General features: G+C 71.2%; 21 protein-coding genes and 1 riboswitch. Of the genes, 5 read left to right on the top strand and 16 right to left on the bottom strand.

Going from position 1 to position 24,089, the window contains the following annotated elements; translation table 11 throughout:
- Positions 1 to 19 precede the first annotated feature (19 nt).
- From ACZ7LK_RS10245 to ACZ7LK_RS10210, 8 genes are all read right to left on the bottom strand, one after another.
- Positions 20 to 1,255, bottom strand: a complete 1,236-nt coding sequence (locus ACZ7LK_RS10245) for an ABC transporter ATP-binding protein (RefSeq protein WP_392271903.1) — start codon at positions 1,253 to 1,255, stop codon at positions 20 to 22.
- Complete coding sequence (locus ACZ7LK_RS10240; protein WP_392271904.1) at positions 1,252 to 2,343, bottom strand: ABC transporter ATP-binding protein; 1,092 nt, start codon at positions 2,341 to 2,343, stop codon at positions 1,252 to 1,254. Before ACZ7LK_RS10240 ends, ACZ7LK_RS10245 begins: the two co-directional genes overlap by 4 nt.
- Complete coding sequence (locus ACZ7LK_RS10235; protein WP_392271905.1) at positions 2,340 to 3,347, bottom strand: ABC transporter permease; 1,008 nt, start codon at positions 3,345 to 3,347, stop codon at positions 2,340 to 2,342. The genes ACZ7LK_RS10240 and ACZ7LK_RS10235 overlap by 4 nt, the downstream gene beginning before the upstream one ends.
- Before the next feature lie 81 nt (positions 3,348 to 3,428).
- Positions 3,429 to 5,183, bottom strand: a complete 1,755-nt coding sequence (locus tag ACZ7LK_RS10230; protein ID WP_392271906.1) for an ABC transporter substrate-binding protein — start codon at positions 5,181 to 5,183, stop codon at positions 3,429 to 3,431.
- An 85-nt stretch (positions 5,184 to 5,268) separates the two neighbouring features.
- Positions 5,269 to 6,267, bottom strand: a complete 999-nt coding sequence (locus tag ACZ7LK_RS10225; RefSeq protein ID WP_392271907.1) for an ABC transporter permease — start codon at positions 6,265 to 6,267, stop codon at positions 5,269 to 5,271.
- Between the two features lie 297 nt (positions 6,268 to 6,564).
- Positions 6,565 to 7,356: an enhanced serine sensitivity protein SseB C-terminal domain-containing protein gene (locus ACZ7LK_RS10220; RefSeq protein ID WP_392271908.1), complete on the bottom strand. Its 792-nt coding sequence runs from the start codon at positions 7,354 to 7,356 to the stop codon at positions 6,565 to 6,567.
- Between the two features lie 41 nt (positions 7,357 to 7,397).
- Positions 7,398 to 8,147: an enhanced serine sensitivity protein SseB gene (locus ACZ7LK_RS10215; RefSeq protein WP_392271909.1), complete on the bottom strand. Its 750-nt coding sequence runs from the start codon at positions 8,145 to 8,147 to the stop codon at positions 7,398 to 7,400.
- Between the two features lie 104 nt (positions 8,148 to 8,251).
- Positions 8,252 to 8,914 carry an AAA family ATPase gene (locus ACZ7LK_RS10210; protein ID WP_471139458.1) on the bottom strand — a complete coding sequence of 221 codons (663 nt, stop codon included), beginning with the start codon at positions 8,912 to 8,914 and terminating at the stop codon, positions 8,252 to 8,254.
- Between the two features lie 153 nt (positions 8,915 to 9,067).
- A riboswitch (glycine riboswitch) is annotated at positions 9,068 to 9,160 on the top strand.
- A 155-nt stretch (positions 9,161 to 9,315) separates the two neighbouring features.
- Between ACZ7LK_RS10210 and gcvT the strand changes: the two genes are divergently transcribed.
- From gcvT to ACZ7LK_RS10190, 4 genes are all read left to right on the top strand, one after another.
- Positions 9,316 to 10,431: a glycine cleavage system aminomethyltransferase GcvT gene (gcvT, locus tag ACZ7LK_RS10205; RefSeq protein WP_392271911.1), complete on the top strand. Its 1,116-nt coding sequence runs from the start codon at positions 9,316 to 9,318 to the stop codon at positions 10,429 to 10,431.
- Positions 10,432 to 10,489: 58 nt separating this feature from the next.
- Positions 10,490 to 10,867 carry a glycine cleavage system protein GcvH gene (gcvH, locus tag ACZ7LK_RS10200; RefSeq protein WP_392271912.1) on the top strand — a complete coding sequence of 126 codons (378 nt, stop codon included), beginning with the start codon at positions 10,490 to 10,492 and terminating at the stop codon, positions 10,865 to 10,867.
- Positions 10,868 to 10,879: 12 nt separating this feature from the next.
- Positions 10,880 to 12,139, top strand: a complete 1,260-nt coding sequence (gene glyA / locus ACZ7LK_RS10195; protein WP_392271913.1) for a serine hydroxymethyltransferase — start codon at positions 10,880 to 10,882, stop codon at positions 12,137 to 12,139.
- Between the two features lie 160 nt (positions 12,140 to 12,299).
- Positions 12,300 to 13,670 (top strand): L-serine ammonia-lyase, encoded by a 1,371-nt coding sequence (locus tag ACZ7LK_RS10190; protein ID WP_392271914.1) that lies wholly within the window; start codon positions 12,300 to 12,302, stop codon positions 13,668 to 13,670.
- Here the strand turns inward: ACZ7LK_RS10190 and ACZ7LK_RS10185 are convergent.
- From ACZ7LK_RS10185 to ACZ7LK_RS10150, 8 genes are all read right to left on the bottom strand, one after another.
- Complete coding sequence (locus ACZ7LK_RS10185; RefSeq protein ID WP_471139452.1) at positions 13,657 to 14,598, bottom strand: CopD family protein; 942 nt, start codon at positions 14,596 to 14,598, stop codon at positions 13,657 to 13,659. The genes ACZ7LK_RS10190 and ACZ7LK_RS10185 overlap by 14 nt on opposite strands.
- Positions 14,595 to 14,810, bottom strand: a complete 216-nt coding sequence (locus ACZ7LK_RS10180) for an EF-hand domain-containing protein (protein WP_392271916.1) — start codon at positions 14,808 to 14,810, stop codon at positions 14,595 to 14,597. Before ACZ7LK_RS10180 ends, ACZ7LK_RS10185 begins: the two co-directional genes overlap by 4 nt.
- 95 nt (positions 14,811 to 14,905) lie before the next feature.
- The gene (locus ACZ7LK_RS10175) at positions 14,906 to 15,547 is read right to left on the bottom strand and encodes an ADP-ribosyltransferase (RefSeq protein WP_392271917.1); all 642 of its coding nucleotides are present in this window, start codon (positions 15,545 to 15,547) and stop codon (positions 14,906 to 14,908) included.
- A 61-nt stretch (positions 15,548 to 15,608) separates the two neighbouring features.
- A complete protein-coding gene (locus tag ACZ7LK_RS10170; RefSeq protein WP_471139450.1) occupies positions 15,609 to 16,814 on the bottom strand; it encodes a YncE family protein in 1,206 nt (401 codons plus the stop codon).
- A gap of 345 nt (positions 16,815 to 17,159) precedes the next feature.
- Positions 17,160 to 17,675, bottom strand: a complete 516-nt coding sequence (locus ACZ7LK_RS10165; protein WP_392272661.1) for an ATP-binding protein — start codon at positions 17,673 to 17,675, stop codon at positions 17,160 to 17,162.
- 231 nt (positions 17,676 to 17,906) lie between these two features.
- Positions 17,907 to 18,674: an enoyl-CoA hydratase/isomerase family protein gene (locus ACZ7LK_RS10160; RefSeq protein ID WP_392271919.1), complete on the bottom strand. Its 768-nt coding sequence runs from the start codon at positions 18,672 to 18,674 to the stop codon at positions 17,907 to 17,909.
- 115 nt (positions 18,675 to 18,789) lie between these two features.
- Positions 18,790 to 20,049 (bottom strand): L,D-transpeptidase, encoded by a 1,260-nt coding sequence (locus ACZ7LK_RS10155; RefSeq protein ID WP_392271920.1) that lies wholly within the window; start codon positions 20,047 to 20,049, stop codon positions 18,790 to 18,792.
- A gap of 197 nt (positions 20,050 to 20,246) precedes the next feature.
- Positions 20,247 to 21,479, bottom strand: a complete 1,233-nt coding sequence (locus ACZ7LK_RS10150; protein WP_392271921.1) for a L,D-transpeptidase — start codon at positions 21,477 to 21,479, stop codon at positions 20,247 to 20,249.
- Positions 21,480 to 21,758: 279 nt separating this feature from the next.
- Between ACZ7LK_RS10150 and glgX the strand changes: the two genes are divergently transcribed.
- Complete coding sequence (gene glgX, locus ACZ7LK_RS10145; RefSeq protein ID WP_471139445.1) at positions 21,759 to 24,035, top strand: glycogen debranching protein GlgX; 2,277 nt, start codon at positions 21,759 to 21,761, stop codon at positions 24,033 to 24,035.
- Positions 24,036 to 24,089 lie beyond the last annotated feature (54 nt).

Here is a 24,089-nt window from a genome sequence, read left to right as displayed (position 1 = left end):
AGGACCACCCCGGCAGGGATCAGGCCTTCTTCGGGCCCTCGGAGGTGTCCGCGGCCGGCCCGTCCTCCGGCGCGGCGTCCTTCGCGGCCGCCGGGGCCGGGACCTCCGGCGCGGCGCCCTTCGGGGACGGCTCGGCCGCCGGGGCCGGGATCACCGGCGCGGCCGGCTCCGCCGTCGCGGCCTTCGTCGCGGGGACGATCTCGATCGCCTCGCCCGCCGTGGCCAGTGCCGGGTCGCCCGGGAACTGGTCCGGGGCGTTCTCGGGGTGGTGGCAGGCCACCCGGCGGCCGGGGGCCACCTCCAGCAGCGCCGGCTCCTGGGTCTGGCAGACCTGGGTCGCCTTCCAGCACCGGGTGTGGAAGCGGCACCCGCTCGGCGGGGCGATCGGCGACGGCACGTCGCCCTTGAGCAGGATCCGCTCGCTCTTGGCGCCGCGCCGCCGGGGGTCCGGCACCGGGACGGCCGACATCAGGGCCTTGGTGTACGGGTGCATGGGCGCCTCGTACAGCGGTGTGCGGTCCGCCAGCTCGACGATCTTGCCGAGGTACATCACCGCGATCCGGTCCGAGACGTGCCGGATGACCGACAGGTCGTGCGCGATGATCACGTACGTCAGGCCCAGCTCGTCCTGGAGGTCGTCCAGCAGGTTCACCACCTGCGCCTGGATCGACACGTCCAGCGCCGAGACCGGCTCGTCGGCGACCACCAGCCGGGGCTTGAGGGCGAGCGCCCGGGCGATGCCGATGCGCTGGCGCTGGCCGCCGGAGAACTCGTGCGGGTAGCGGTTGTAGTGCTCGGGGCTGAGCCCGACCCGCTCCAGGAGGCCCTGGACCTCCTTCTTGACCCCGCCCTCGGGCTCGACGCCCTGGAGCCGGAACGGCGCGGAGACGATCGAGCCGATGGTGTGGCGCGGGTTCAGCGAGCCGTACGGGTCCTGGAAGATCATCTGGATGTCGCGCCGCAGCGGCCGCATCCCGGCGGTCTTCAGGTGCGTGATGTCGGTGCCGTCGAACTCGATCTTCCCGCCGCTGGGCTCCAGCAGCCGGGTGATCAGCCGGCCCATCGTCGACTTGCCGCAGCCGGACTCGCCGACCACGCCGAGGGTCTCGCCGCGGCGCACCTCGAAGTCGATGCCGTCGACGGCCTTCACGGCGCCGACCTGGCGCTGGAGCACGCCCTTCTTGATGGGGAAGTGTTTGACCAGGCCCTGGACCCTCAGCAGGGACTCGGATCCTGTCGTCGCGTTGTCGGTCACAGCTTCGGCGCAATCTCTTCGGTCCAGATCCGCGTGCGTTCCGCCTGGTCCATGTGGCAGGCGGTGAAGTGGCCGGAGGCCACCTCACGCAGTTCCGGGCGCTCGGTGCGGGTGATCCCGCCCTGGGGCACGTCCGCGTACGGGCAGCGCGGGTTGAAGGCGCAGCCGCTCGGCACGTTGATGAGGGACGGCGGCTGGCCCTTGACCGGGATGAGCCGGTCGGTCTGCTCCCGGTCGATGCGGGGCATCGAGCCCAGCAATCCCCAGGTGTAGGGGTGCTGCGGCTCGTAGAAGATCTTGTCGACCGGGCCGCGTTCCACGCACCGGCCGCCGTACATGACCAGGATGTCGTCGGCGATCTCGGCCACCACGCCGAGGTCGTGCGTGATGATGACGACCGCCGAGCCGAACTCCTTCTGGAGGTCGCGGATCAGGTCGAGGATCTGCGCCTGGACGGTGACGTCCAGCGCGGTCGTCGGCTCGTCGGCGATCAGCAGCTCGGGGTTGTTGACCAACGCCATCGCGATCATGGCGCGCTGGCGCATGCCACCGGAGAACTCGTGCGGGTAGGAGTCCACCCGCTTGCCGGGCTCGGGGATGCCGACGCGGTCCAGCAGCTCGATCGCCCGGGTGCGGGCGACCTTCTTCGACACCTTGTTGTGGATGCGGTACGCCTCCACGATCTGGTTGCCGACCGTGTAGTACGGGTGCATCGCCGACAGCGGGTCCTGGAAGATCATCGCCATCTCGCGGCCCCGCAGCCGCCGCACCTCGTCGGGGTCGGCGTTCACCAGCTCCTTGCCGTCGAGCCAGATCTCCCCGCTCATCCGCACGTTCTTGCCGCGCGCGCCGAGCCGGTGCAGGCCCATGATGGCGAGCGAGGTGACGGACTTGCCGGAGCCGGACTCGCCGACCACGCCGAGGGTCTTGCCCTTCTCCAACTGGAAGGAGAGCCCGTCGACGGACTTGACCAGGCCGTCGTCGGTGGGGAAGTGGACCTTGAGGTCGCGGACGTCGAGGAAGGCGCGCGGCTCGGAGGTGCCGGGGCGGTCCTCCACCACGGCGCCGGTCTTGGACAGTTCGGTCATGACACCCTCACGCGCGGGTCGACGACGGCGTACAGAAGGTCAACCACGAGGTTGAGGAAGACGACGAAGAACGCCGCGAGCAGGGTGACGCCGAGAATCGGCGGCAGGTCGTTGGCGACGATCGACTGCACCGCGTACTCGCCGATGCCGTGCAGCGAGTACACCGACTCGGTGATCACCGCGCCGCCGAGCAGCAGGCCGATGTCCATGCCGAAGACGGTGACGATCGGGGTGAGCGCGGCCCGCAGGCCGTGCTTGGCGACGACCCGGCGCTCCCGCATGCCCTTGGCGCGGGCGGTGCGGATGAAGTCCTCGCTCATCGCCTCCAGCATCCCGGAGCGGGTGAGGCGGGCGTAGATCGCCGCGTAGAGCAGGGCGAGGGAGCACCACGGCAGGAAGAGGGTGTTGGCCCACTGCGAGGGGTTCTCCGTGAACGGGACGTACGTCCGCCCGAAGATCTCCAGCTTGTAGCTGAAGAGCAGCAGGAAGAGCTGGGCGGTGAAGAAGATCGGAAGCGAGACGCCGGCGAGCGCGCCGCCCATGGCGGCCCGGTCGAAGAAGGAGCCGGGCTTGAGGGCCGAGATGACGCCGACGACGATGCCGGAGACGAGCCACAGCACCGCGGCGCCGATGGCCAGGGAGATGGTGACCGGGAGCCGGTCGACGAGCTCCGGCCAGACCTCCAGGTTGGTCTTGAAGGAGTAACCGAAGCAGGGCATGTCGCACCGGACGGTGGCGGGGCCCCGTTCGTAGGTGGCGCCGGAGACGATCCCCTTGATGAAGTCCCAGTACTGCACGTAGACCGGGTTGTCGAGGCCGAGGTTCTTCTTGACCGCCTCGATGTCCTGCGGTGTGGGGTTCTTGCCGATGTACTGCTGGGCCAGTTGATCGACGGTCTGTCCGGCCAGCTTCGGCAGGATGAAGAAGATGCCGAAGGTGACCGCCGTGACGACCAGCAGCAGGATCACTGCCGCGATCAGCCGGCGGATGATGTACGAGATCACGGGGACCGGCGCCGGTGCCCGCGGGCCGCGCGGTGTGCGCGGGGGCCCGCGGGCACCAATGCCTTCACCTGCCTTCCGGGGCTACTTCTTCGTGGTGCCGATGTTGAGGTAGTCGTACTGGCCGCTGAAGGCCGCCGTGGAGACCATGTTGGTGCCGTGGGGCGAGCGGTACAGCAGGACCTTGAAGTAGGTCAACGGGACGATGACCGCCTGGTCCATGACCTTCTTGTCGATCTCGCCGTAGGCCGCGTTGCGGGCGTTCTCGTCGGTGTTGGCGATGGCGTCGTCCAGGAGCTTGTTGACCGCGGGGTCGTTCAGCTCCGAGAGGTTGGTGTTGCCGGACTGGCCGATGGCCTTGCCGTGGACGATCTGCTGGAGGTAGCCGTAGCCGGTCGGCCAGTCGGCGCCCCACTGCATCATGATCAGACCGATGTTCTGCTTCTTGGTGAAGGAGGGGACACCGGCGTAGTCGGAGAAGTACTTCGACGACGGGTACTGCTTGATCTTGGCGTCGATGCCGACCTTCTTCAGCGACTCGACGACCGCCGTGGCGGCGTCGACCTCGCTCTGGCGGTCGCTGCGGGCGGAGATGAAGGTGGAGATCTTCTCCTGGCCGCAGGCCTTCAGGTGCTGCTTGGCCTTGGCGACGTCACCCTTGTTGCCGGGCGTGGCGTACGTGTCGAACTTCTGGTAGCCCGGGATGTCGGTGGGCAGCACCGTGGAGGCGATGTCACCGCGGATGGGGCCGCCCATGACGGTCTGCACGGAGACCTTGTCGATGGCGTACTGCACGGCCTTGCGGCACTCGACGTTGTCGAACGGCTTCACCTTGGTGTTGATCGCCGTGTAGACGAGGCGGCCGCCGAGCGCGTTGTCGGTGTTGGCCTTCAGGTCGTCCTTGGCGAGCACCTGCGCCTGCGTCTGGGTGTCGACGCCGCGGCCGGCCAGGTCGGCGACGACGTCACCGGCGACCAGGTCCTTGTCGATGGTGGCCTGGGCGACCTTGAGGTTCAGGACGATCTTGTCCGGGTACTGCTTGCGCAGCGGGTCGGTGGCCGCGCTCCAGTTCTCGTTGCGGACCAGGGTGATCTGCTTGCCGTCCTGGTAGCTCGCGAACTTGTACGAGCCGGACGAGGCGATGGACTTGGTGTAGTCCACGCCCTTGTCCTTGGCCTTCGGCACCGGGGCGGTCTGCGGGGCGCTGACCAGGTAGTCGAAGTCCGCGAAGGGCTTGTTGAGCTTGAAGACGATGGTGTGGTCGTCCGGGGTCTGGATGGAGGCCAGACCCTTCTCGCTCTTGTCCTTGTACGGGCCCTTGTACTTGGCGGGGTCGTCGAGGAGCTGCTGGAAGTAGTTGGGGCCCAGCGACAGCACGTCACGGGCGAAGTTGGAGCGCTCGACCGCGTACTTGACGTCCTTGGCGGTGATCGGCGTGCCGTCGTCGTACTTGAGACCCTTGCGGATCTTGTACGTCCAGGTCTTGCCGCCGTCGCTGGGGACGCCCATGCTCTCGGCGAGGTCGGGGACCAGCTCGTTGCCCTTCTCCCCGGGGGCCGGCTTGAAGGTCGTCAGCGGACGCGCGTAAAGGCGGCTGAAGTTGTAGATGAAGGCGTAGTACGTGTTGCCCGGGTCGAACGACTCGGGGGCGTCGGCCATCGCGTAGGTGACCGTGCCGCCCTTCTTGTCCGAGGCGTTGACGACACCGGTCGTCGCGGCGTTCGCCTTGGCGTTGCCCTTGTTGCCGTCCGAGCCGCCGTCGTCCGCCTTGCTGCAGCCCGCGAGAAGCAGGCTGGCACTGCTGACGACCGCGAGAGCGGCCACTGCTGACCTTCGCATTTTCGTCGAACTCCCCTTTGTATTCGGAAAATTGCCGGTACGTTCCCGGCCGGTTGCGCGGCCGCCGCGGATGACGTGGCAGACGTCAGCGGCTGCGCGGGTCGAGAGCGTCCCGGAGGCCATCACCGAGCAGGTTGAAGGCCAGTACGGTGATGAAGATCGCGAGGCCGGGGACGAGCATGTACTGCGGATCGACTTCGAAGAAGTTGACCGCGTCCCTCAGCATGCCGCCCCACGAGGCCTGCGGTGGCTGGATCCCGACGCCGAGGAAGCTGAGCGACGCCTCGAAGATGATGTTGGTCGGAATGAGCAGGGTCGCGTAGACGGTGATCGGTCCCACGAGGTTCGGCAGCAGCTCGCGGAAGAGGATGTACGGGCCGCGGGCCCCCATCCCGCGCGAGGCGTCGATGAACTCGCGCTCGCGCAGGGCCAGGGTCTGGCCGCGCACGATACGCGCCATGTAGGGCCAGTTGAAGAACCCGATGACGAAGATCAGCACGCTGATGTGCAGCGGCAGGCCCTCCAGACCGAAGGCACCGCCCTGGAGCGTCGCCGAGATGGCGATGGCGAACAGCAGCAGCGGGAAGGCCAGGAAGGTGTCCATCAGCCGGCTGACGAAGGTGTCCACGCGGCCGCCGTAGTACCCGGCGATCAGGCCGAGCACCACGCCGATGACGTTGGACAGGATCGTCGCGCCGAAGGCGACGACCAGCGAGACCCAGGAGCCCTCCAGGATCCGGGCGAGGATGTCGCGGCCGAACTTCGGGTCGACGCCCAGCGGGTGGTCCACGCTCATCCCGCCGAGACCGCCCTTGGGGAGGGAGGTGTTGGGGTCGAGCAGGTCCTGCTGGAAGGCGTTCGGGTCCAGCCCCAGCACCGACTGGATCGGGCGGGAGAGGACGGCGATCAGGATGAGCAGGACGACGACGATCCCGCCGGTCACCGCCAGCTTGTCCCGCTTGAAGCGGGTCCAGGCGATCTGACCGAGTGAACGACCTTCGATCTGCTTGGACTTGACGCCTTCAAGTACGGCCTCAGGCGCTGCCTCGGCCTGCGATCCGGTGGTCTCCATGGGTGCGGTCATCGTCCCTCGTGCTCGCCCGTGCCGACGGTCGCCGACAGTGCTCGACGAACCGCCCGGGTCTGCGGCGCGGTCCGTTCAGGGGGTGCGGAAATGCGCTGCACGCATGTGCGACGTCCCCTGGTTGGGGGGAGTCTTCAATGGGTTCACGATCACCCGCCAGACCTCACCGGGAATGTTTGCGCAACCGTGATGCGGGTCGTCGGCTTCCGTTATGCGGACGGGAAGATCGCCTCAGCGGACCAACTCGGCCGCTACTCCACCGAAACGGACACCGGGTCGCGGCCCGCTCGGGACGTGTCAGGAGCGGGGCGGGTAGCCGTACCCCGTGCCCGGGACCATGGGGGCGGTGGCGTGCGCCTCCCGGTCGTAGAAGGGGCGGGCGTTGGCCCGCAGCCACATCGTCACCGGGTCGTACTCGTCGGACATGGCGACCGTGGAGACGGGCAGGCCGTCGGGGACGGCGGTCACGGACTGCTGCATCATCGCGCGCACCGCGTCGACGGACGCCTGGCCGGTGTCGTACAGGTCGAGGCCGATGGCGAGGTACGGGGTGCCGAGGGCCGGCTGGACCCAGGCGCGGCGCAGCGAGCGGACGGCGGGGGTGCGGTGGGCGTTCTGGGTGAGCAGGGCGTAGAACTGCGGGATCTGGATGCCGGGTTCGGACAGTTTGAGCGGTCCGGCGGGCATCCGGTCCAGGCCGGTGGCGATGCGGCGCAGGTCGGGCCACGGGATGCCGACGCCGCCGCCGGGCGCGTGCGGGTTGAGCCAGATGCCCCAGCGGTCGGGGTAGAGGGCGCGGGCGATGTCGCGGCCGCCGATGACCTCGTGGGCGCGGTTCCAGCCGGAGACGGCGAGCTCCTGCGCGGAGGTGACGCACGGGGCGTACCCGAGGCCGTCGACCTCCATGTTGCCGTACTGGGCGTCGGAGGAGCCCGCGTGGCCGTGCCAGAGCAGCATCCACAGCCGGCCCTCGGCCAGGGCGTGCAGCAGCGCCTCGTACGTGTCGTAGCGCCCGGGCGTGACCTCGCCCAGCAGGTGCTCGACCTGTCCGGCGGCCGCTCCGGCCGCCGCGGTGCCTGACGCGCTCACCCTGGGTCCCGCCCCTCTTCCGTCCACCCGACCAGACCAGCTTATGCGTGCCCGCGCCGGTAGAAGGGCCGCACCTTCTCCAGCATCCAGTCGCCGACCGGGTCCTGGGCGACGTCGAGCAGGACCATGTTGACCGGCCAGGGCACCGCCGTGGGGCCGACGCGGCCCAGTGCCCGGCCCAGGGCGTCCATCGGTACGGTGCGGTCGGCACCCTCCCAGGAGGAGAGCTGTACGCCGATGAACAGGGTCGGGCTGTCGCCCTCGATGCTGGCGAGGCAGCGGCGGGCGGTCAGGACGGTGGCGGTGGCGTCGAACTCGGCGGCCGCGGCGGACAGGAAGTCCACCGGGTCCTCCTGCCAGTCCGGCTCGAACAGCCGCACCCGGGCGCCGCTCGCGGGGCCGTCCAGCGGGGTGCGGCCGGTCCGGCAGAGCTCGGCGACGGCGGGCGGGGGCAGCGGGGCGCCGACGGCACCGCCCGGATTCACGGCGATGCCGAGCTGCGGGGGCAGGCCGCGCGCGAACTCGACGGCCGGGGCGACGGCGTACGGCATGTGGGCGCCGACGCAGTGGGTGAACTGTGCCAGGGAGCTGAAGACCGGGACGTAGGGGAGGCCGTCGATCTCCAGGGTGGGCAGGTCGAGGCTGGGGCTGTCGGGGGCGCCGCCGTTGGGCAGGGGCACCCATATGTCGCTGCGGCCCAGCACCTCGACGAGGCGGCCGCCGGCCGCGGGGTTGCCGAGCGAGGCGGCGAGCACCTCTTCGAGCTCGTTGCCCGGCCATGCAGTGTCCACTGGTGTTCCTGGTCCTTCCCGCGCGTGCCTGTCGCTGCCCGCAGCACCCTAACGCGGGGCCCGCCGGAGCGCGTCGGCCGCTGGGGGTGCCGGAGCGCGCGGGGTCAGGAGAAGGTGACGCGGGTGAGCGCGGACGCCGCCGGCCGGTCGAGCAGGACGGCCGAGGCGCAGCCGCGCGGCACGACGCCCCGCTCGGCGTCCCGGACCAGCCGGCCCACCGCCGCGCGGTGCCGCCGGAAGGCGTACCCGGACACCCCGCGGCCGCGCTCCCGCTGGCCCTGGCGGGCGGTGCCGGGCGGGACGTCCAGCAGGAGCAGGTGCAGGGCCCTGCCGCGCCGGGCCGCCTCGCGGGCCAGCCAGCGGCGCACCCAGGCCTGCGTGCCGCAGTCGTGGACGACGGCGGCGGCGCCGGAGCGCAGCACCCGCCACAGCCCCGCGTAGTGGGCGAACCGGACGAGGGGGCGGTAGACCGCGTACGGCAGGAAGCCGGGCACCCGGCGCTCCCAGCGCTCGCGGGTGTCCTGCGAGTCGATGCCGCAGCCCGGGGCCGTCCGGGCGATCAGCGTGGACTTCCCGCTGCCCGGCAGGCCGGAGACGACCACCAGGTCGCCGGGGGCGAAGGCCAGGGTCCGGGGGAGCCGGCCGTCGCGGTCCCGCAGGTCGCGCACCACCGGCAGGGCGGCGGCCGCCGCACGGCCCCGCGCGGGCAGGCCCGGCTGAGCGGGTACACCCGTCGTCGCGTACCCACCGGTCCGCTGCAACGTCATCGCTTCTCCCCCTGCTGGGTCGGCTGACCCGACCCTTGCCCAAGAAGTGTAAAGAAGGGGTAATAAGGCACAAGCGATTTGCCGTCGCCGGACCGCGTGCAATGATGTGCGCGCCGACGCACACCGTTGCGCCACAACCGCATACCGGCCGCTTGAATCCGCGCGGGAGAGTTCCGGGTCCCGCCCGGGCGCCGAAGGAGCAAGTTCCTCCCTTGAATCTCTCAGGCCCCGTACCGCGTGGATGAGGCAGATCTGAAAAGCGGGCCGCCGCGGCGGCTCCACCCAAGGTGCAAGCCGAGGGCCGTCCCCGTACGGTCACGGTGAACCTCTCAGGTTCCGATGACAGATGGGGAGGATCGTCTTCGAGCCATGCCCGTCCTGGGACCTGGGAGCCACATCACATGAGCACTGCCCCCCGCCTGACCGCCCTCGATGCCGTGCATCGTGCGCTGGGCGCGACCATGACCGACTTCGCGGGCTGGGACATGCCGCTGCGGTACGGGAGCGAGCGCGACGAGCACAACGCCGTCCGCACCAAGGCCGGACTCTTCGACCTCTCCCACATGGGTGAGATCACCGTCACCGGGCCGCAGGCCGCGGACCTGCTGGACTTCGCGCTCGTCGGCAACATCGGCAGCGTCGGCACCGGCCGCGCCCGCTACACGATGATCTGCCAGGAGGACGGCGGGATCCTCGACGACCTGATCGTGTACCGGCTCGGCGAGACCGAGTACATGGTGGTCGCCAACGCCTCCAACGCGCAGGTCGTCCTCGACGCGCTCACCGCCCGTGCCGCCGGCTTCGACGCCGTGGTGCGCGACGACCGGGACGCCTACGCGCTGCTGGCCGTCCAGGGTCCGGAGTCCCCCGGCATCCTGAAGTCGCTCACCGACGCCGACCTGGACGGGCTGAAGTACTACGCGGGCCTGCCCGGCACCGTGGCGGGCGTGCCCGCGCTGATCGCCCGTACCGGCTACACGGGCGAGGACGGCTTCGAGCTGTTCGTGGAGCCGCGGTACGCGGAGGAGCTGTGGCAGGCGCTGACGGCGGCGGGGGCCGGGGTCGGCCTGATCCCGTGCGGGCTGTCCTGCCGCGACACGCTGCGCCTGGAGGCGGGCATGCCGCTGTACGGGCACGAGCTGACGACCTCCCTGACCCCGTTCGACGCGGGCCTGGGCCGGGTGGTCAAGTTCGAGAAGGAGGGCGACTTCGTGGGCCGCGAGGCCCTGACGGCCGCCGCCGAGCGGGCGCAGATCGCCCCGCCGCGCACACTGGTCGGCCTGGTCGCCCAGGGCCGCCGGGTGCCGCGCGCCGGGATGTCCGTGGTGGCGGACGGCACGGTGATCGGCGAGGTCACCTCGGGTGCCCCGTCGCCGACGCTGGGCAAGCCGATCGCCATGGCCTACGTGGACGCGGCGCACGCCGCGCCGGGCACCGAGGGCGTCGGTGTCGACATCCGCGGTACCCATGAGCCGTACGAGGTCGTGGCGCTGCCGTTCTACAAGCGCCAGAAGTGACCACCCGCACCACCACCCCGTTCACCAGCACTCCCCCGCGTACAGGAGAATCCCAGTCATGAGCAACCCCCAGCAGCTGCGCTACAGCAAGGAGCACGAGTGGCTGTCGGCCGCCGAGGACGGCGTGTCGGCGGTCGGCATCACGGAGCACGCGGCGAACGCCCTCGGCGACGTCGTGTACGTCCAGCTCCCGGCGGTCGGTGACACGGTGACCGCGGGCGAGACCTGTGGTGAGCTGGAGTCGACCAAGTCCGTCAGCGACCTGTACTCCCCGGTGACCGGCGAGGTCGTCGAGGCCAACCAGGACGTCGTCGACGACCCGTCGCTGGTGAACACCGCCCCGTTCGAGGGCGGCTGGCTGTTCAAGGTACGCGTCGCGGAGGAGCCGAAGGACCTGCTCACCGCCGACGAGTACACCGAGTTCTCCGGCAGCTAAGGACCTTCCCCGATGTCGCTTCTGAACACCCCTCTCCACGAGCTGGACCCGGACGTCGCCGCCGCCGTCGACGCCGAGCTCCACCGGCAGCAGTCCACCCTCGAGATGATCGCCTCGGAGAACTTCGCTCCGGTCGCGGTCATGGAGGCCCAGGGCTCCGTCCTGACCAACAAGTACGCCGAGGGCTACCCCGGCCGCCGCTACTACGGCGGCTGCGAGCACGTCGACGTGGTCGAGCAGATCGCCATCGACCGCATCAAGGCCCTCTTCGGCGCCGAGCACGCCAACGTCCAGCCGCACTCGGGCGCCCAGGCGAACGCCGCGGCGATGTTCGCCCTGCTCAAGCCGGGTGACACGATCATGGGCCTGAACCTCGCCCACGGCGGTCACCTGACCCACGGCATGAAGATCAACTTCTCCGGGAAGCTCTACAACGTGGTCGCGTACCACGTCGACGACGCTACCGGCCAGGTCGACATGGCCGAGGTCGAGAAGCTCGCCAAGGAGCACAAGCCGAAGCTGATCGTCGCCGGCTGGTCCGCCTACCCGCGCCAGCTCGACTTCGCCGCCTTCCGCCGGGTGGCGGACGAGGTCGGCGCGTACCTGATGGTCGACATGGCCCACTTCGCGGGTCTGGTCGCCGCCGGTCTGCACCCCAACCCGGTGCCGCACGCCCATGTGGTCACCACCACGACCCACAAGACGCTGGGCGGCCCGCGCGGTGGCGTGATCCTGTCCACGGCCGAGCTCGCCAAGAAGATCAACTCCGCGGTCTTCCCCGGTCAGCAGGGCGGTCCGCTGGAGCACGTGATCGCCGCCAAGGCGGTCTCGTTCAAGGTCGCGGCGAGCGAGGACTTCAAGGAGCGCCAGCAGCGCACCCTGGACGGCGCCCGCATCCTGGCCGAGCGCCTGATCAGGGACGACGTCAAGGAGCACGGCGTCTCCGTGCTGTCCGGCGGCACCGACGTCCACCTGGTGCTGGTCGACCTGCGCAACAGCGAGCTGGACGGCCAGCAGGCCGAGGACCGGCTCCACGAGGTCGGCATCACGGTCAACCGCAACGCGATCCCGAACGACCCGCGGCCCCCGATGGTCACCTCGGGCCTGCGGATCGGCACCCCGGCGCTGGCCACCCGCGGCTTCCAGGCCGAGGACTTCACCGAGGTCGCCGACATCATCGCCGAGGCGCTGAAGCCGGCCTACGACGCGGACGCGCTCAAGGCCCGGGTCTCGGCCCTCGCCGCGAAGCACCCGCTTTACCCTGGTCTGTAGCCCGTACGGCGTTACGTACGTAACAGACTGATCTGCGGGGCACCGCGCACACTGGACAGTGAGTGCGGTGCCCCGTCTCTTGCCCCGCTCTTCGCCCCACCCCCGTTGTCCCTGCACCACCCCGGCAGACAGCGACGTCTTCCCACCAAGGAGTACCCCCGTGGCCATCTCGGTCTTCGACCTGTTCTCGATCGGCATCGGCCCGTCCAGCTCCCACACGGTGGGCCCCATGCGGGCCGCCCGGATGTTCGCCCGCCGCCTGAAGAACGAGGGCCTGCTGGCCCCCACCGCCTCGATACGCGCCGAGCTGTACGGCTCGCTGGGCGCGACCGGCCACGGCCACGGCACCCCCAAGGCCGTCCTGCTCGGCCTGGAGGGCGACTCGCCCCGCACGGTCGACGTGGAGAGCGCCGACGACAAGGTCGAGCGGATCAAGGCCGACAAGCGCATCAACCTGCTGGGCGCCCACGAGATCGGCTTCGACTTCGACGAGGACCTGGTGCTGCACCGCCGCAAGGCGCTGCCGTACCACGCCAACGGCATGACCCTGTGGGCGTACGACGCCGACGGCGCCACGCTGCTGGAGAAGACGTACTACTCGGTCGGTGGCGGGTTCGTCGTGGACGAGGACGCGGTGGCGGGCGAGAACCCGATCGTCCCCGACGACACCGCGCTGAAGTACCCCTTCCGCACCGGTGACGAGCTGCTGCGCCTGACCAAGGAGACCGGCCTGTCGATCTCCGCGCTGATGCTGGAGAACGAGAAGGCCTGGCGCACGGAGGCGGAGATCCGCGAGGGCCTCCTGGAGATCTGGCGCGTGATGCGGGCGTGCGTGGACCGCGGCATGTCCCGCGAGGGCATCCTGCCGGGCGGCCTGAAGGTCCGCCGCCGCGCCGCGAACACCGCCCGCAAGCTGCGCTCCGAGGGCGACCCGCAGGCCCTCGCCATGGAGTGGATCACCCTCTACGCGATGGCGGTGAACGAGGAGAACGCCGCGGGCGGCCGGGTCGTCACCGCACCGACCAACGGGGCCGCCGGCATCATCCCCGCGGTCCTGCACTACTACATGAACTTCGTGCCCGGCGCCGACGAGGAGGGCGTGGTCCGCTTCCTGCTCGCCGCGGGCGCGATCGGCATGCTCTTCAAGGAGAACGCCTCCATCTCGGGCGCCGAGGTCGGCTGCCAGGGCGAGGTCGGATCGGCCTGCTCCATGGCAGCGGGCGCCCTCGCCGAGGTGCTGGGCGGCAGCCCGGAGCAGGTGGAGAACGCCGCCGAGATCGGCATGGAGCACAACCTCGGCCTGACCTGCGACCCGGTGGGCGGACTGGTCCAGATCCCGTGCATCGAGCGCAACGGCATGGCGGCGGTCAAGGCCGTCACGGCCGCCCGCATGGCGATGCGCGGCGACGGCAGCCACAAGGTCTCCCTGGACAAGGTCATCAAGACCATGAAGGAGACGGGCGCCGACATGAGCGTGAAGTACAAGGAGACCGCGCGCGGCGGCCTCGCGGTGAACATCATCGAATGCTGAGGCGCGTGCTCACCCAGTGAGGGTCGGGCACCACCGTCAGGAGCGCCGACACCACGACGACCCCCGCCAGCACCGCCAGCTCGGTGCGGGCGGGGGTCGTCGCGTCCGCGCCCCGGCGCAGGCGGCCCCGGGCGGTCAGCGCCAGCGCGCTGGCCACGGCGACCAGTGCCAGCTTGGCCAGCAGCAGCCTGCCGTACGCCGAGGTGACCACCACGTCGGCGGGCAGGCGGCGCAGCGCCGAGCAGGTGCCGGTGACGGCGAGCGCGGCGTACGGCCAGAGGGCGAGCCGGGCGTAGCGCCGCAGGATCTCCCCCGCCCCGCCGCGCAGCCGCACCACGCGCAGCGCGTACAGCAGCCCGCCCGCCCACAGGGAGGCGGCCGTCAGGTGCACCACCGTGAGGGCGGTGCCGAGCTCCGGGGTGTACGGCTCGGGGTGCGCGCGCAGCGCCTCCGCCCCGACGACCAGGGCGAGCGGGCCGGCCGCCCAGCCGGGCCGCCCCAGCGCCACGCACCCGGCGGCCAGGGCGAAGCCGTTGGCCATGGCCAGCAGCAGCCCGCCGTCCCTGGTGCCGTAGGTGGCGGTGAGGTCCAGGTCGCTGATCCGCGCCAGCAGGACGATCTGCCCGGCGGACGCGGCGGCCCCGCCGAGGGCGGCCCACAGGGCCCACGGGCGGGGCACGCGGCCGGGCCCGGCGAGCCGGGCGCCGGCGAGTTCGCCGAGGTGCAGGGCGAGGGCGGCGAACACGGCGGCGCGCAGCACCGTGGTGGTGCCGGGCGCGGGGATGTGCAGCTCCCCCGTTCCCCGGGCGGCGATCCCGGTGCCGCACAGGGCGAGGGCGAGCAGGGCCGCCAGGGTGGTGAGGAGCGGGGTACGCGTACGGCGCCGCCCGGTACGCCGGGCGGCGCCGTTTCCGGTGTCTACGGTCACGCCTTGCTGAGGTGCGCCCAGAACTCGTCGAAGGTGAGCATGCCGTCACCGTTGCCGTCCTGCGCGTTGATCACGGCCTGGGCCACGGTCTCCGTGACGTTGAAGTCGCCGAGCTGCGCCATGACGCTCTTGTACTCGGCGGCCGAGATGAGCCCGTCGCCGTTCACGTCGTACCGCTCGAACGCCTTGCGCGCCTCTTCGATGTCCGCCACTGGTCCACCCCTTCTTGGTGCATAACTGACGCCGGTCAGGTTATCGGCAGGGGCGGGGGGCCGGATCCGGGGGCCTTGGTCCACCGTGGCGGGGCTCAGCGGCGCCAGGGCTCGTAGTACGGGTTGTCCTCGCACTCCGTCATGATCTCGATCTTCTTCACCAGGTCGACCGGGCAGACGCCGACGATGTGCTTGCGGGCGATGCCGCCGGGGAAGGCCACCTCCTCCTGGTCGGCGTACTTGTGGGTGTCGCCGATGGTGCCGTTGACGTCCACGCCCTTGGGGGCGTCCAGGTAGTAGTTGAAGCCGCTCTTCCACTTCTTGTAGAGGTCGTGGTCGTACGTCGTGGAGACGTACGGCGAGGGCTGGTTGACCAGCACGTACTTCTCGATGTCGTACTGGCCGTCCAGGGGTGCCTTCGGACGGAAGCCCTCCTCGAAGATCACCGCCGGGGGGCGGTTGTCGGCGCGGTAGAGCTGCTTGCAGTCCTTGCGCCAGGCGGGGGCGGGCGTGATCCGGTCGGGGTCGACGCGGCGGTCCGCCGCCGGGTAGAGCCGGTCCTCGACGACGGGACAGCTCGACGGGGCCTTCGCGGCGGCCGCCGCGGCGAGGGCGGGAGCCGCCGCGGCGGGGGCCCCGGCGGCCGGGGCGGCCTCGGTGGACGCGGCGGGTACGAGGAGGGCGGCGACGGACACGGCGAGCGCGGCGGCACGGTGCCGCGGACGAGAGGTGATCATGGCGCTCACGATGGCCGCCGTGCCGCCCCGGACCGGGGATCTTCACCCGGTCGGCGGCGTGTCAGCGGAAGACTCCGGTGTGGCCGAGCGAGTAGCGGCCCGGCTGGGGGTAGACGGCGAGGCCGTGCGGGCCGCCGCCGACCGGGATGCGGGCGAGCTGCCGGCCGGTGGTGGTGTCGATGGCGTACACCTCTGAGTCGTAACGGCCGGACAGCCACAGCACCTTGCCGTCGGCCGACGCCCCGCCCATGTCGGGGGAGCCGCCGTCGGGGAGCCGCCACTTCTTGGTCAGCCGCTTGCGCGTGAAGTCGAAGACGGAGACGGACCCCTCGCCCCGGTTGGGGATGTACATCTCCTTGGAGTCGCGCGAGACGTAGAGGCCGTGGGCGCCCTTGCCGGTGGGCAGGAGCCTGGGCGTGCCGAAGGAGTCGCCGTCCAGGATCCACACCCCGTGCGCCATCATGTCGGCGACGTAGAAGGTCCTGCCGTCCGGCGAGGCCTTCACGTCCTGCGGCATGGCGCCCCGGAAGGGCAGTTTCCGCTGGGCGACGACCTTCATCCGCTCGGTGTCGACCTTGAGCAGTTCGCCGGAGAACTCGCAGCTCACGATGAAGTAGCGGCCGTCGGCGGAGAAGTCGGCGTGGTTGACGCCGTAGCAGGTGACAGGTTCGGTGTGGCGGCGTTCCATGGTGTGCGGGTCGCGGAAGACCAGTTCGCGGTCGAGCGAGGCCATCACGATCGCGTACCTGCCGTTGGGCGTGAAGTACAGGTTGTACGGGTCGTGCACGTCCACGTCCTTGCCCCGGGTGCCGGTGGCGGGGTCGATGGGGGTGAGGGTGTGGCCGCGGTTGTTGTTGACCCAGAGCGTCTTGAGGTCCCAGGACGGCACGACGTGCTGGGGCTGGGCGCCGACCCGGAGGGTGTCGACGACCCGGTAGGTCCTGGGGTCGATGACGGAGACGGTGCCGGACAGGGTGTTGGGGACGTACACCCGGGACGGGAAGCCCTTGACCACCGGGGACAGCATGCCGGGGCGGTCGGCGGCGTAGATGTCCGTGGGGTCCAGGAGGGGCGGCATGCCCGGCAGGCCGGCCGGGGCCGTCTTCCTCGGTACGGGGGCTGCGGCGGCCCGGCTGCCGCGCGCCTCGGGCCGGCCTTCCGCGCCGCCACCGCACCCGGGGAGTGCCACGGCGGCGGCGAGCAGCGCGGTGGCCGCGAGGAGGCCCTTCGATCGCCTGGTCAGGCGCAGCGTCGTCACGCGCCCCATTAGGGCGCCGGGGGTGCCGGTCCGCTCCCCTGCCGCCGTTCCGGGCCTCCGTGACGCACATCGGCAGGTCGATGATTCACCCACCGGACCCCATATTTATTCATGCTTTATGAGGCTCGTGGCCCATCTCACCTGCGATTCATTTCCTCGCTGGACCGATTTGCTGATTTTGTCCGCGTTTGGTCTTTTGGTGGCAAGGCCCCCTGTCTGCCATAGTCGGAGACACACGACCCCCATTGACCCGGGCCAGGTCGTTCCCGCGACCGTGGACACACCCCCTTCGCCCACGTCGCTCCACAGGAAGCCCCCGCGGCGCCGCATCCGGCGCGAGGGGGCTTCCGTGCGTCAGCGGTCGGAGACGCGCATCTCGAACCAGGTGGTCTTGCCGCGCGGGAGCAGGTCCACTCCCCAGCGGTCGGAGAGCTTGTCCACGAGGAAGAGGCCCCGGCCGCTGGTGTCCAGTTCGTGCACCGGCATCAGGCAGGGCAGCCCGCGGGAGGGGTCGCGCACCTCGATCCGGATCCAGCCCCGGCGGCGCAGCATCCGCAGGCCGAAGACCCGCGCGCCGGTGTGCCGGACGGCGTTGCCGACGAGTTCGGAGACGAGCAGGACCGCGTGCTCGGCGGTCTGCGGGGCGAGCCCCCACTGGCGGAGCACGACGCACTGGGTCAGTCGGCGGGCGGTGGCGGCGGACTCGGGACGGGACGGCAACCGCACCTCCCCCTCCGTCGGATTGCCGAACAGTTCGAGCGCTTTCAGCGCCTGTTCGTCCTCCGCGGCGGGCACCCACCGCGCGGCGGTAGCGCTGCCGCGCTGCCCCGGTTGCTCCACACCTTCCAGCCCCGCCATGCCCACCATCATGGCCGTCCGGCAGCCCCGGCGTGGCCGTTCCGGTGGAATCGGCACCCCGGGAGGAAGGCCTCCCGGGGCGCCGTCCGGCATATGACGCCGGCAGGAAGAGCCCGAAAGAGCCTCCCTGACCAGCGGAGACGGGGCCGGCGCCCCCGGGCCGCGCGGGCGGGGGGCCCGACGGGCTTAAGGTGTCCTTAAGGCTGCCCTAAACCACCCGCACGGCTGACAACTCGTGCGCCCCTACAGGAACTTGGCCTTGCCCGGCCCCTCCTCGACGAAGCTGCGCATCCCGCGCTCACGGTCCTCGGTCGCGAACAGCCCGGCGAACCAGTTGCGTTCGATGGTCAGGCCGGTGTCGATGTCGGTCTCCAGGCCCGCGTCGACGCACTCCTTGGCCGCGCGCAGCGCCAGCGCCGGCCCCTGGGCCAGCTTCGCGGCCCAGGCGTGCGCCTGCTCGTACACCTCGGCCGCCGGTACGACCCGGTCGACGAGCCCGATGGCGAGGGCCTCCTCCGCCTTCACATGGCGGCCCGTGAAGATCAGGTCCTTGGCCTTGGACGGGCCGACGAGGCGGGCCAGGCGCTGGGTGCCGCCCGCGCCGGGGATGAGGCCGAGCAGGATCTCGGGCTGGCCCAGCCTGGCGTTGTCGCCGGCGATCCGGAAGTCGGCGCACAGCGCCAGCTCGCAGCCGCCGCCCAGCGCGTATCCGGTGACGGCCGCGACGACGGGCTTGGGGATGCGGGCGACGGCGGTGAACGAGTCCTGGAGGGCCTTGGAGCGCAGCACCATGGCCGCGTGGTCCATGGCCTGCATCTCCTTGATGTCCGCGCCGGCCGCGAACACCTTCTCGCCGCCGTAGATCACCACGGCGCGTACGTCGTCACGGCGGGCCGCCTCCTCGGCGAGCTCGCGCAGCCGGTCCTGGGTGGCGATGTCCAGCGCGTTCATCGGCGGGCGGTCCAGGCGGAGGGTGCCGACGCCTTCGGAGACTTCGAGAGTGACTGTCATGCAGGGCAGGTTAGCCGTGGGGTTTTCGGGGGTCTCCCCCGGGAGAGCACCGTACGACGACGGGCCCGGTGCCGTGCGGAACGGCACCGGGCCCGTACGACGGGGACCGCCGGGGCTACGCGATCCACTCCGCCCAGGACATGTTCCAGCCGTTGAGGCCGTTGTCCGGCTGGATCTGCTTGTCCTTGGAGTTCTTCACGACCACCACGTCACCGATGATCGAGTTGTCGTAGAACCAGGCCGCCGGGGTGGCGTCGTCGTAGGCGCCCCGCACGTCCCGCAGACCCACGCAGCCGTGGCTGACGTTGGCCGAGCCGAAGGTGTCCGCGGAGGCCCAGTAGTTGCCGTGGACGAAGGTGCCCGAGGTCGACAGGCGCATGGCGTGCGGCACGTCCTTGATGTCGTACTCGCCGCCGAAGCCGACGGTGGCGCCGTTCATCCGGGTCACCTTGTACTTCTCGCTGATGACCATCTGACCGTTGTACGTGGTCGTCGACGGCGCTCCGGCGGTGATCGGCAGCGTCTTGATCAGCTTTCCGTCCCGGACGACCTTCATGGTCTTGGCGCTCGCGTCGACCGTGGCGACCTGGCTGCGGCCGATGGTGAAGTTCACCGTCCTGGTCTGCTTGCCGTACACGCCCGGCCGGCCTTCGACGCCGTCCAGGTCGATCCGTACCGTCACCTTGGTGCCCGCGGCCCAGTACTTCTCGGGGCGGAAGTCCAGGCGGTCGTTGCCGAACCAGTGGCCCTCGACCGGGACGGACGGCACGGCGGTCACCTTGATCGCCTTCTCCACCGCCTCCGGGTTGGTGATGCCGCGGGAGAAGTTGATGGACACCGGCATGCCCGCGCCGACGGTCGAGCCGTCCTCCGGGGTGTAGTGGCCGATGAAGGTGTTCTTGGGCACCAGGGTGGTGAAGGTGGTGTCCTTCGCCGACTCCCGGCCCTCGCCGTCCTCGGCGACCGCGTGCACCTTGTACTTGGTGGCGGCGGCCAGGTGCCGCACCGGCTCCCAGGCGGCGCCGTCCGCGGTGAGCCGGCCCTCCACCTTGTTGCCCTTGGGGTCGGCGACCGTGACCGTGGTCAGCTTGCCCTTCTCGGCGGTGATCTTCAGTGCGCCGCTCGTGGCGACCGACGCCGCCCCGTCCTTGGGCGCGATGGTCACCACGGCCTGCGAGGCCGCGTTCCCGGCCTGCGTGGCGCCCTCCGCCTTCGCCCCGCCCCCGCTCTTGCCCCCGTCGGTGGAGTCCGGTCCACCGCAGGCCGTCACCAGCAGCAGCAACGCCCCCAGCGCCAGCGCCGGCAGTCGCCCGCCGACCCCCGCGCCACGCCTGCCCGCCCCGGCCGATGCCCCCGATATCGGCTGCACGTCCACTTCGCTGTTCTCCCCTCGCACGGCCCTGGCCCCGCCACGGCCCGCACCCCCGCACGCCACACGCGCGTGCACCGCGATAGATAATCACACCGGGAGTGGGGCCGAGCGTCCGCGTATGTCACCGTTCGGTCCCAACGTGCCCGGGTCCGGGGCGGGCCGTGCGGGATCGTGCCGGGGGCGGCGGGGGCCGGCCGGGGTCAGCGCAGGGCGGAGCCCTCCTTCCAGCGGTCCCAGTCCATGTTCCAGCCGCCCAGGCCGTTGTCCGGGGAGACCTTCCGGTCGGTGGAGTTGACCACCTCCACGACGTCCCCGACCAGCGTCCGGTCGAAGAACCAGCCCGCCGGGGAGTCCGTGCTGCCGCCCTTGTCGTCCCGCAGCCCCACGCAGCCGTGGCTGACGTTCACCGACCCGAAGGCGGACGCCGGCGCCCAGTAGTTGCCGTGCAGGAACGTCCCCGAGTCGGTCAGCCGCATGGCGTGCGGAACGTCCTTGATGTCGTACTCGCCCTTGCCGTCCTTGTCCTTGAAGCCGACCGTGGCACCGTTCATCCGCGTCACGTCGAACAGCTCCGTCACCACCATCTTCCCGTTGTACGTGGTGGTCTTCGGCGCGCCCGCCGTGATCGGCAGCGTCGTCAGCAGCCGGCCGTCCCGGCGCACCTCCATGGTGTGCTCCTCCGCGTCCACCCGGGAGACCTGCGAGCGGCCGACGGTGAAGCCGACGCTCTTGCGCTGGATCCCGTACACCCCCGGCGCCCCCTCCACGTCGCGCAGCCGGAGGTCGACGGTGACCTCCGTGCCCGGTTCCCAGTACGCGCGCGGGCGGAAGTCCAGGCGCTCCTTGCCGAACCAGTGGCCCACCACCTCCACCGCCGGGCGGGTGGTGACACGGATGGCGCGCTCGACGGCCGCCCGGTTCTCGATCGGCCGGTTGAAGGAGAAGGAGACGATCATGCCGGTGCCGACCGTGGAGCGGTTCTCCGGCTTGAAGTAGCCGATGAACCTGTGTTCGGGGACCGCGGTGGTGAAGGTGGAGTGGCGGGCGGAGCGCCGGCCGTGCGCGTCCAGCGCGACCGCGTCCACGCCGTACTTGGCGGCCAGCTCCAGCCGGGCCCCGGGCGCCGGGCGCCAGCGCAGCCCGTCCTCGGAGATCGCGCCCGGTACCTCCACCGGCTGGGCGTCCTCGACCTTCACCACCCTGACCCGCTCCAGCCGCCCGCTGGGCACGCTCACCTCCACCCTGCCGTCCGGGGCGACCCCCTTCGCCCCGTCCTCCGGCACCACCCGGATGGTGTCCTCGGGCGACCGCCCCTTGCCGCCCGTGCCGAGGACCGGCACACCGTCACCGGTGCACCCGGCCAGCCCCGCCACCAGGGCGCATGTCACGGCAGCGGCGACGCCGAGCCCTGCCCGCTTCAGTACGTGTCTCACGATGCGACCAACGAGTGCCACCCTCCGGGGGAAACGTCAGTGCGGGTCATGTTGGGAGGCAGGCAGGCCGGGAAGAACAGGTGGAGGACCAGTGCGGGCCGCGGCAGGGACGCCGCGGCCTTGCGGCGAGTGAACCGAAGGGGTGGGCGGGTGCCGGGAGGGAGAACGCGCGCGGGCTGTGCGGAGCGGGCAGCCGGGCGCGATCGACCGCCGGCCCGCGCGTGAGCACCCCGGAGGCGTACCGAGCCGCCACGAGTGGGAGCCGCGGGAGGCCGGCAGGTGTCGAGCGCAGCCGAGCAGCAGGCAGTGCAGCGTGCGGTGGGTGACGCACTGCTGGACGGGAGGCCCGCCCCCGCCGGGGGCCTCCTCGACGGGCGGCACGGGCTCCCCCAGGACCCGGGCACACCCGTCCCACCCGTGTGGCCGGGTGCGCCCACACCGCTGGGCGCCCGCTTCCGGGCCGGGCCGGGCGGGGCGACGGGCACGAACTTCGCGCTCTGGGCGGGCGGGGCGGAGGCGGTCGAGCTGTGCCTGTTCGACGGGGACGGCACCGAGACCCGGCTGCCCCTGACCGAACTGACGCACGAGATCTGGCACGGCTTCGTCCCCGGGGTGCGCCCCGGGCAGCGGTACGGGTACCGGGTGCACGGCCGCTGGGACCCGTGGACCGGCGCCCGCTGGAACCCGGCGAAGCTGCTCCTGGACCCGTACGCGCGGGCGGTCGACGGCGACTTCTCCCTGCCGCCCGAGGTGTACGGCCACGTACGGGACTGGCCCGAGCAGCACGTCGCCGACACCGTCCGCGACACCCGCGACTCCGCCCCGCACGTCCCCAAGGGGGTCGTCGTCCATGACGACGACGACTGGTCCGACGACCGGCGGCCCAAGACGCCCTGGGCGGACTCGGTGATCTACGAGGTCCACGTCCGGGGCTTCACCCGGCGCCACCCGGGCATCCCCGAGGAGCTGCGCGGCACCTACGCGGGCCTGGCCCACCCGGCGGCGATCGAGCACCTGACCGGCCTCGGCGTGACGGCCGTGGAGCTGCTGCCGGTGCACCAGTTCGCCCACGAGGACCACCTGCTGCGGCGCGGGCTGAAGAACTACTGGGGCTACAACTCCATCGGCTACTTCGCGCCGCACGCCGCGTACAGCGCCTCGGGCACGGCCGGACAGCAGGTCGGCGAGTTCAAGCGGATGGTCAAGGCGCTGCACTCGGCCGGCATCGAGGTCATCCTGGACGTGGTCTACAACCACACGGCCGAGGCGAGCGAGCTGGGTCCCATGCTGTCGCTGCGCGGCATCGACAACCGGGGCTACTACCGGCTGGCCGCCGACGCCCGGCGGTACGCGGACTACACGGGCTGCGGCAACACCCTGCACGTGGTCCAGCCGAACGTGCTGCGCCTGATCACCGACTCGCTGCGCTACTGGGTCACCGAGATGGGCGTGGACGGCTTCCGCTTCGACCTGGCGGCGGCGCTGGCCCGGTCGATGCACGACGTCGACATGCTGTCGCCGTTCCTCGCGGTCATCGCGCAGGACCCGGTGCTGCGGCGGGTGAAGCTGATCGCCGAGCCGTGGGACGTCGGCAACGGCGGCTACCAGGTGGGGGCCTTCCCGCCGCTGTGGACCGAGTGGAACGACCGCTACCGGGACGCCGTCCGGGACTTCTGGCGCGGTGCCCTGCCGGACGTCCGTGACCTCGGCTACCGGCTGTCGGGGTCGAGCGACCTGTACGCGTGGGGCGGCCGCCGCCCGTACGCCTCCGTCAACTTCATCACCGCGCACGACGGGTTCACGCTGCGCGACCTGGTGAGTTACGAGCACAAGCACAACGAGGCCAACGGGGAGGGCAACCGGGACGGCACGAACGACAACCGGGCCTGGAACTGCGGCGCCGAGGGCGAGACCGACGACCCGGCGGTCAACGCGCTGCGGCGGCGCCAGGTGCGCAACCTGCTGACCACCCTGCTGCTGTCCACCGGCGTGCCCATGCTGGTCGCCGGCGACGAGATGGGCCGCACCCAGGGCGGCAACAACAACGCGTACTGCCAGGACAACGAACTGGGCTGGGTCGACTGGTCCCTTCCGGAACGGCCGGGGCCCAAGGGGCTGCTGGAGCTGACGTCCCGGCTGCTGCGGCTGCGCCACGCCCATCCGGTGCTGCGCCGCCGGGCGTTCTTCTCGGGCCGCCCCCAGGGCGTGGACGGGCTGCGGGACCTGGCCTGGTTCACGGCGGCGGGCACGGAGATGACGGAGGGGGACTGGTACGCCCGGACGGCGACGATCGGGATGTACCTGTCGGGGCGGGACATCCCGGGCCGGGACGCGCGGGGGGAGCCCGTCACGGACGACAGCTTCCTGGCGGTCCTGCACGCGGGTGCGGAGCCGGTGGACTTCCGCCTCCCCGGTCCCCCGTGGGCGCAGGCGTACGAACTGGTGGTGGACACCTCCCGGGAGGACCAGTCGCGGGCACCGGGAACGGTGCACCCGGGCGGGGAGGTGCTGGAGGTGCCGGAGCGGTCGGTGCTGCTGCTGCGGGTGCGGGACTGACCGGGGACGTCCGGGAAAAGCCCCGGGACGGCCGGCGCCGGACGTCCGGAAAAA

This window comes from Streptomyces sp. NPDC039423, from assembly GCF_055598725.1.
This window is presented reverse-complemented; position numbering and strand designations above follow the sequence as displayed.